Source organism: Streptomyces sp. NPDC086549 (assembly GCF_044746205.1).
Lineage (GTDB): Bacteria > Actinomycetota > Actinomycetes > Streptomycetales > Streptomycetaceae > Streptomyces.
Genome location: NZ_JBIVBS010000018.1, coordinates 201770 through 209666 on the forward strand (window position 1 = coordinate 201770; position 7897 = coordinate 209666).

A 7897-nucleotide genomic window follows, 5' to 3' on the forward strand; every position below is an offset into this window, starting at 1 on the left:
GGCGATGCCGCTTGTCGTCAATAGGACGAAAACAAGAAGGTGCGGAAACGGTCGAGCAGAGGGTGAAGGCGGTCCCCGGTGGTCAGGATGGATGCATGGGATTCCACGTCGACTCCGAAGCCGGGCGGCTGCGCCGCGTCATCCTGCACCGGCCCGATCTCGAGCTCAAAAGGCTCACCCCCAGCAACAAGGACGCCCTCCTCTTCGACGACGTGCTGTGGGTGCGCCGGGCGCGCGCCGAGCACGACGGGTTCGCCGACGTGCTGCGCGACCGCGGGGTCACCGTCCACCTCTTCGGTGACCTGCTCGCCGAGGCCCTGGAGATCCCGGAGGCCAGGACCCTCGTCCTGGACCGGGTCTTCGACGAGAAGGAGTACGGCCCCCTGGCCACCGACCACCTCCGGGCGGCCTTCGAGTCCCTGCCCGCGCACGAGCTGACCGGGGCACTGGTCGGCGGGATGACCAAGCGGGAGTTCCTGGACGCGCACGAGGAGCCGATCTCCGTCCGCTTCCATGTGATGGACCTCGACGACTTCCTCCTCGGTCCGCTCCCGAACCACCTCTTCACCAGGGACACCTCCGCCTGGATCTACGACGGGGTCGCCGTCAATGCCATGCGACTGCCCGCCCGGCAGCGCGAGGCCGTGCACTTCGAGGCGATCTACCGGTATCACCCGCTGTTCCGTGACGAGAGGTTCCGGGTCTGGTCCGAGGGGCAGGCCGACTATCCGTCCACCATCGAGGGCGGCGACGTCCTGGTGATCGGCAACGGCGCCGTCCTCATCGGCATGAGCGAGCGCACCACCCCGCAGGCCGTGGAGATGCTCGCCCACAAGCTGTTCGCGGCGGGGTCGGCCCGGACCATCGTCGCGCTGGACATGCCCAAGCGGCGCGCCTTCATGCACCTCGACACCGTGATGACGATGGTCGACGGCGACACCTTCACCCAGTACGCGGGTCTCGGCATGCTCCGCTCGTACACCATCGAGCCGGGCGCGGGCGAGAAGGAGCTGAAGGTCACCGACCATCCGCCCGAGCACATGCACCGCGCGATCGCCGCCGCCCTCGGGCTGAGCGAGATCCGCGTCCTGACCGCCACCCAGGACGTGCACGCGGCCGAGCGCGAGCAGTGGGACGACGGCTGCAACGTCCTCGCCGTCGAGCCCGGAGTCGTCGTCGCCTACGAGCGCAACTCCACCACCAACACCCATCTGCGCAAGCAGGGCATCGAGGTCATCGAGATCCCGGGCAGCGAGCTGGGGCGGGGGAGGGGCGGTCCGCGCTGCATGAGCTGTCCGGTGGAACGGGGTGCTGTATAGAAATGTGGTCGATCGTATAGACTTCCATCAGTCCTGTGTTCAGTCCTGTGTTCTCGTACCCCTGGAGCGCCCCCCATGGCGACAGTCCCGACCGCCCTCGCCGGCCGCCACTTCCTCAAGGAGCTGGACTTCACCGGGGAGGAGCTCCGCGGCCTGGTCGAGCTGGCCGCCGAGCTGAAGGCCGCCAAGAAGGCGGGGACCGAGACGCAGTACCTGCGGGGCAGGAGCATCGCGCTGGTCTTCGAGAAGACCTCGACGCGCACCCGCTGCGCGTTCGAGGTCGCCGCCGCCGATCAGGGCGCCTCGACGACCTATCTGGACCCCTCCGGCTCACAGATGGGACACAAGGAGTCGGTCAAGGACACCGCCCGCGTCCTCGGCCGGATGTTCGACGCCATCGAGTACCGCGGACACGGCCAGGGCGTCGTCGAGGAACTGGCCGCATACGCCGGGGTCCCCGTCTACAACGGCCTCACCGACGAGTGGCACCCCACCCAGATGCTCGCCGACGTGCTCACCATGGCCGAGCACAGCGACAAGCCGCTGACCGGCATCGCCTTCGCCTACCTCGGCGACGCCCGCTACAACATGGGCAACTCCTACCTCGTCACCGGCGCCCTGCTCGGCATGGACGTCCGTATCGTCGCGCCCCGGCTCCTGTGGCCCGACGAGACGATCGTCGAGGTGGCCCAGCAGCTCGCCGGTGCGTCCGGCGCCCGGATCACGCTCACCGACGACGTGAAGGAGGGCGTACGCGGCGCCGACTTCATCGCCACCGACGTATGGGTGTCGATGGGCGAGCCCAAGGAGGTCTGGGACGAGCGCATAGCGCTGCTCGGCCCGTACGCCGTGACGATGGACGTGCTGCGCGCCACCGGCAACGACGACGTGAAGTTCCTGCACTGCCTGCCGGCCTTCCACGACCTCGGCACCGCCGTCGGCCGCGAGATCCACGAGCGGCACGGACTGACCGAGCTGGAGGTCACCGACGAGGTGTTCGAGTCCGAGCACTCCGTCGTCTTCGACGAGGCGGAGAACCGGATGCACACCATCAAGGCCGTCCTCGTGGCCACCCTCGCCCGAGCCCCGTCACTCAACCGTGCCTGACCGGCCTCACCAGGTCATGTCCTGGTAGGCGGCCCGCCGCCGAGGTCACGTGGGACGCCGCTGACGCGGTACCACAGGCAGCCTGAACCACACCGCCTTGCCCGACTCGGTCGGGCGGTGGCCGCACGACGAGCTCAGGGCGCGGATCAGCAGGAGACCTCGCCCGTGCTCCTGCCACGGGTCGGGGGCTTCGAGGGAGGGCCGGGTGAGGTGACCGGGCGGCACCGGGTCCGGGTCGTGCACCTCGACCTGGCAGCTGGTCGGCAGCATCTCCACCACCAGCTCTATCGGACCTTTCCCCGCGGTGTGCTCCACCGCGTTGGCCACCAGCTCCGCCGTGAGCAGCTCAGCGGTGTCGCTGTCGGCCGCGTGCTCCATGTCTGCCAGCGCCGTGCGGACCAGCGCACGCGCCGCGGGCACCGCGGCGGCGGTGTGCGGCAGCGCGACGCGCCACGAGGCTGGGGCGGAGGGGGGTTCGTACAAGGCGAGTCCGTTCATGGAGCAGGCTGTCCTGCTTTCAACCCAAGAGATGGTACGGCGCCCGACTTCAGCGTCCCTCAAGGGGCACCGTAAGGGACCTTCGGCCCCGGTACCGGGCGGCTTACCCGGCCCGACGGCCCGCCTCCCACGTCCCCTCCCGTTGTTACCGCCCTGTCGCCGACCCGTGACGGGCGTGACGGGACTCGGCCATCCGCGGGACCCCTGTCGCGTACTCGTGACGACAGTCACAAATGGGTGATAGCTTCATGGGGTAGAGCTATGTGAGGCACCGCCGCCCAAGGAGGCCGCATGAGTCCCTTCACCGGCTCCGCCGCCCGCACCTCCGACTGGGAGCACCTGCGGGTCGAGCTCGCCGACGGGGTCGCCACCGTCACCCTCGCGCGCCCCGACAAACTCAACGCCCTCACCTTCGGCGCCTACGCCGACCTGCGCGACCTGCTCGCCGAGCTGTCCCGGGAGAGGTCCGTCCGGGCCCTGGTGCTGACCGGCGAGGGCCGCGGCTTCTGCTCGGGCGGCGATGTCGACGAGATCATCGGCGCGACGCTCTCCATGGATACCGCGCGACTCCTCGACTTCAACCGGATGACCGGGCAGGTCGTGCGGGCCGTACGGGAGTGCCCGTTCCCGGTGATCGCCGCGGTGCACGGGGTGGCGGCCGGAGCGGGAGCGGTACTGGCTCTCGCGGCCGACTTCCGGGTCGCGGACCCCTCGGCCCGCTTCGCCTTCCTCTTCACCCGCGTCGGCCTGTCCGGCGGCGACATGGGCGCGGCCTATCTACTGCCCCGGGTGGTCGGCCTCGGCCACGCCACCCGGCTCCTGATGCTCGGCGAGCCGGTGCGGGCGGCGGAGGCCGAGCGGATCGGCCTGATCAGCGAGCTGGCCGAGGAGGGCCACGCCGACGAGGCCGCGCGGTCCCTGGCCCGCCGCCTGGCCGACGGCCCGGCCCTCGCGTACGCCCAGACCAAGGCGCTCCTGACCGCCGAACTGGACATGCCGCTGGCGGCGGCGGTGGAGCTGGACGCCTCGACACAGGCGCTGCTGATGAACGGCGAGGACTATGCCGAGTTCCACGCGGCGTTCACGGAGAAGCGCCCGCCGAAATGGCAGGGGCGGTGACCATGCCAACCAAAGGGGCGCGGGGAACTGCGCGACAAGCCACACGCGACCCGCAGTCGCACGACATGACAAGCCACCCCCTACGCGTCGCGATCATTGGCGGCGGCCCCGGCGGCCTGTACGCGGCAGCGTTGCTGAAACGCCTAGACCCGACCCGAGAAATCACCATCTGGGAACGCAACGCCCCCGACGACACCTTCGGCTTCGGAGTAGTCCTCTCGGACGAGACCCTGGGTGGCATCGAACACGCAGACCCCGTGGTCTACGAGGCCCTCCAGAAGGACTTCGTCCGCTGGGACGACATCGACATCGTCCACCGGAACACCCGCCAAACCTCCGGAGGACACGGCTTCGCGGCCCTGGGCAGGAAACGCCTCCTGGAAATCCTGCACGAGCGCTGCCGCAACCTCGGCGTGGAGCTGCGCTTCCGCAGCGAGGCACCGTACCCGGCCTGGCTCTCCGAGGCCTACGACCTCGTCATCGCCGCCGACGGCGTGAACAGCGCAACCCGCGAGGCCTACGCCCATGTGTTCCGGCCCCATGTGGACACTCACCGCTGCCGCTACATCTGGCTCGCCGCGGACTTCGCCTTCGACGCCTTCCGCTTCGAGATCGCCGAGACCGAGCACGGCGTGATGCAACTGCACGGCTACCCCTACGCCCGCCCGTCTCCCGACCACCACCCCTCAACGAGGCCCTCCGGGCCGCAGAATCAATTCGGCGCCTCCACCGTCATCGTCGAGATGCGCGAGGAGGTGTGGCGTGCCGCGGGCTTCGAGGAACTCGACGAGCAGGGGTCGGTCGAGCGCTGCGCCAAGATCTTCGCGGACGCGCTCGGCGGGCGGCCGCTGCGCTCCAACAAGTCCGCCTGGACCACCTTCCGCACGGTCGTCAACGAACACTGGTCCTGCGGCAACGTCGTCCTCCTCGGCGATGCCGCCCACACCGCCCACTTCTCCATCGGCTCCGGCACCAAGCTCGCCGTCGAGGACGCCCTCGCACTGGCCGCCTGCCTGGAGGAACAGCCCACCCTGGCCCAGGCGTTGACCGCCTACGAGGAGGAGCGCAAGCCCGTCGTCGCCTCCACCCAGCGCGCCGCCCGCGCCAGCCTGGAGTGGTTCGAGGACATCGGCCGGTACCTCGGCCGGCCGCCCCGCCAGTTCGCCTTCAACCTGCTCACCCGCAGCCGCCGCGTCACGCACGACAACCTCCGGCTGCGCGACGCCCGCTTCACCGAGGCCGTGGAGCGCGAGTTCGGCTGCCCGCCCGGCACGCCCCCGATGTTCACCCCGTTCCGGCTGCGCGGCCTGACGCTGCGCAACCGGGTCGTCGTCTCGCCCATGGACATGTACTCGGCCGTGCAGGGTGTCCCCGGTGACTTCCACCTCGTCCACCTGGGCTCGCGGGCCCTCGGCGGCGCCGGTCTGGTGATGACCGAGATGGTGTGCGTCAGCGAGGAGGGGCGGATCACCCCGGGCTGCACCGGCCTCTACACCGGCAGACAGGGCGAGGCCTGGCGGCGGATCACCGGGTTCGTGCACGCCCAGTCACCGGGCACCGCGATCGGCGTGCAGCTCGGCCACAGCGGCCGCAAGGGCTCGACCAAGCTGATGTGGGAGGGCATGGACGAGCCGTTGCCCGACGCCAACTGGCCGCTCGTGGCCGCCTCCCCGATCCCGTACAAGCCGGAGAGCCAGACCCCGCGCCAGCTCTCTCGCGCCCAGCTCACCGACATCCGCGAACAGTTCACGGCCGCCGCCTGGCGTGCCGCCCGCGCGGGCTTCGACCTGCTCGAACTGCACTGCGCCCACGGCTATCTGCTCTCGGGCTTCCTCTCCCCGCTGACCAACCGGCGCACCGACGCCTATGGCGGCTCGCTCGCCAAACGGCTGCGCTTCCCGCTGGAGGTCTTCGACGCCGTACGCGGGGTGTGGCCGGAAGAGCGGCCCATGACCGTGCGCATCTCGGCCACCGACTGGGCCGAGGGCGGCACCACGGCCGAGGACGCCGTGGAGATCGCCCGTGCCTTCGCCGCGCACGGCGCCGACGCGATCGACGTCTCGACCGGGCAGGTGGTGGCCGAGGAGCAGCCGGAGTACGGGCGGTCGTACCAGACGCCGTTCGCCGACCGGATCCGGCACGAGGCCGGCATCCCGGTCATCGCGGTCGGCGCGATCTCCTCCTGGGACGACGTCAACTCCCTGATCCTGGCCGGGCGTACCGACCTGTGCGCGCTGGCCCGCCCGCACCTCTACGACCCGCACTGGACGCTGCACGCCGCCGCCGAGCAGGGGTACGAGGGGCCGGGCGTCGTCTGGCCCGACCCGTACCGCGCGGGCAGCCGGCGTCCGCAGACCGGACGCACCGACGCCCCCAAGCCCCGGCTCTCGCTGGGTACTTGACGGCGTCCGGAGGTCAGGCGAGCGTCACCATGCCCGCGGTCAGCGTCGCGCCGTCCGCCGGGTCGATCAGGATGAACGCGCCCGTGCGGCGGGAGACCGCGTAGTCGTCGAGCGGCAGCGGTTCGGCGGTGCGCAGGGTGATCCGGCCCAGGTCGTTCGCCGTCATCCCGGTGGCACCGGCGAGATCCCGCACGATCGCCTGCACGGTCCGGGTGGTGTGCTTGAGCAGCACGCGGTCGCCGACCCGCAGCGGCCGGTCGGCCAGGTGGCACGCGGCCGCCGGGACGTCCCGGGTGAGTACGGGCGCGTCCGCCCCCGTGGTGATCATGTCGCCGCGCGAGACGTCCCGCTGGTCGGCCAGGCGCACGGCGATCGACTGCGGCGCGTGGGCCGCGTCGGCCTCGCTGCCCAGTACGTCGATCGCGGTGATCACGGAGGTCTCGCCGGACGGATGGACGGTCACCCGGTCGCCCACCCGCAGCGAGCCGGACACCAACTGCCCGGCGTAGTACCGGATTTCGCCGTGCCGGATCACGTACTGGACGGGGAGGCGGGTCGGCGCCCCGGCCGGGTCGGCGGAGACCGGGACACTCTCCAGGAACTCCAGCAGGGCCGGGCCGGTGTACCAGTCCATGTGCGCCGAGCGGTCGACGACGTTGTCGCCGACGAGCGCGGAGACCGGGATCGGGGTGAAGCCCGGCAGCCCCAACTCGGCCGCGTGGGCGGCGAAGTCGTCGACGATGCGCTCGAACTCCGCCCGCTCGTAGCCGACCAGGTCCATCTTGTTGACCGCGAGGACCACGTGCGGGACGCGGAGGAGGGCGGCGATGGCGGCGTGCCGGCGGGTCTGCTCGACGACGCCGTTGCGGGCGTCGACGAGGACCACCGTGAGCTCGGCGGTGGAGGCACCCGTCACCATGTTGCGGGTGTACTGCACGTGGCCGGGGGTGTCGGCGAGGATGAAGCGGCGGCGGGGCGTGGCGAAGTAGCGGTAGGCCACGTCGATGGTGATGCCCTGCTCGCGCTCGGCGCGCAGGCCGTCGGTGAGGAGCGCGAGGTCGGGACCGTCCTGCCCCCGGCTCGCCGAGGCGCGCGCCACGGCTTCCAGCTGGTCGGTGAGGACCGACTTGGAGTCGTGCAGCAGCCGGCCGACGAGGGTGGACTTGCCGTCGTCGACGGAGCCCGCGGTGGCGAACCGCAGGGTGTCGATGGTCGTGCTCATGCTTAGAAGTACCCCTCGCGCTTGCGGTCTTCCATCGCGGCCTCGGAGAGCTTGTCGTCGGCGCGGGTGGCGCCGCGCTCGGTGAGCCGGGAGGCGGCGATCTCGGCGATCACCTTGTCGATGGTGTCGGCGTCGGAGTCGACGGCGCCGGTGCAGGACATGTCGCCGACGGTGCGGTAGCGGACCTGCCGCTTCTCGACGGTCTCGCCGTCCTTCGGGCCGCCCCACTC

Annotated in this window: 6 protein-coding genes and 1 pseudogene; 4 read left to right on the forward strand and 3 right to left on the reverse strand. The window is 70.9% G+C overall.

The window, feature by feature from the left end; translation table 11 throughout:
- The first annotated feature begins 95 nt into the window (after positions 1-95).
- Together ACIPSA_RS41035 and argF are read left to right on the forward strand one after the other, a co-directional pair.
- On the forward strand, positions 96-1319 hold the full coding sequence (locus tag ACIPSA_RS41035) for an arginine deiminase (protein ID WP_402644647.1): 1224 nt from the start codon (positions 96-98) through the stop codon (positions 1317-1319).
- A gap of 75 nt (positions 1320-1394) precedes the next feature.
- Entirely contained in the window at positions 1395-2426 is a 1032-nt protein-coding gene (gene argF / locus ACIPSA_RS41040; RefSeq protein WP_402644648.1) for an ornithine carbamoyltransferase, read from the forward strand.
- A 45-nt stretch (positions 2427-2471) separates the two neighbouring features.
- Here the strand turns inward: argF and ACIPSA_RS41045 are convergent, their stop codons facing one another.
- A complete protein-coding gene (locus tag ACIPSA_RS41045; protein ID WP_402644650.1) occupies positions 2472-2924 on the reverse strand; it encodes an ATP-binding protein in 453 nt (150 codons plus the stop codon).
- Between the two features lie 291 nt (positions 2925-3215).
- On the opposite strand from ACIPSA_RS41045, the gene ACIPSA_RS41050 reads away from it, so the two are divergent.
- Both ACIPSA_RS41050 and ACIPSA_RS41055 read left to right on the forward strand, forming a co-directional pair.
- Positions 3216-4043 carry an enoyl-CoA hydratase family protein gene (locus ACIPSA_RS41050; protein WP_402644652.1) on the forward strand — a complete coding sequence of 276 codons (828 nt, stop codon included), beginning with the start codon at positions 3216-3218 and terminating at the stop codon, positions 4041-4043.
- Positions 4044-4108: 65 nt separating this feature from the next.
- Positions 4109-6445, forward strand: coding sequence for a bifunctional salicylyl-CoA 5-hydroxylase/oxidoreductase (locus tag ACIPSA_RS41055; RefSeq protein WP_402644655.1), 2337 nt, complete (start codon positions 4109-4111; stop codon positions 6443-6445).
- Positions 6446-6458: 13 nt separating this feature from the next.
- Here ACIPSA_RS41055 and ACIPSA_RS41060 read toward each other — a convergent pair whose 3' ends face one another.
- Together ACIPSA_RS41060 and ACIPSA_RS41065 are read right to left on the reverse strand one after the other, a co-directional pair.
- Entirely contained in the window at positions 6459-7667 is a 1209-nt protein-coding gene (locus ACIPSA_RS41060; protein WP_402644657.1) for a sulfate adenylyltransferase subunit 1, read from the reverse strand.
- A gap of 2 nt (positions 7668-7669) precedes the next feature.
- Positions 7670-7897 (reverse strand): annotated as a pseudogene (locus tag ACIPSA_RS41065) (sulfate adenylyltransferase small subunit); the annotation flags it as partial.

Coding starts and splice junctions, on each gene's coding strand:
- ACIPSA_RS41035 (WP_402644647.1), top strand. CDS start 96: ATGGGATTCCACGTCGACTCCGAAGCCGGGCGGCTGCGCCGCGTCATC.
- argF (WP_402644648.1), top strand. CDS start 1,395: ATGGCGACAGTCCCGACCGCCCTCGCCGGCCGCCACTTCCTCAAGGAG.
- ACIPSA_RS41045 (WP_402644650.1), bottom strand. CDS start 2,924: ATGAACGGACTCGCCTTGTACGAACCCCCCTCCGCCCCAGCCTCGTGG.
- ACIPSA_RS41050 (WP_402644652.1), top strand. CDS start 3,216: ATGAGTCCCTTCACCGGCTCCGCCGCCCGCACCTCCGACTGGGAGCAC.
- ACIPSA_RS41055 (WP_402644655.1), top strand. CDS start 4,109: ATGACAAGCCACCCCCTACGCGTCGCGATCATTGGCGGCGGCCCCGGC.
- ACIPSA_RS41060 (WP_402644657.1), bottom strand. CDS start 7,667: ATGAGCACGACCATCGACACCCTGCGGTTCGCCACCGCGGGCTCCGTC.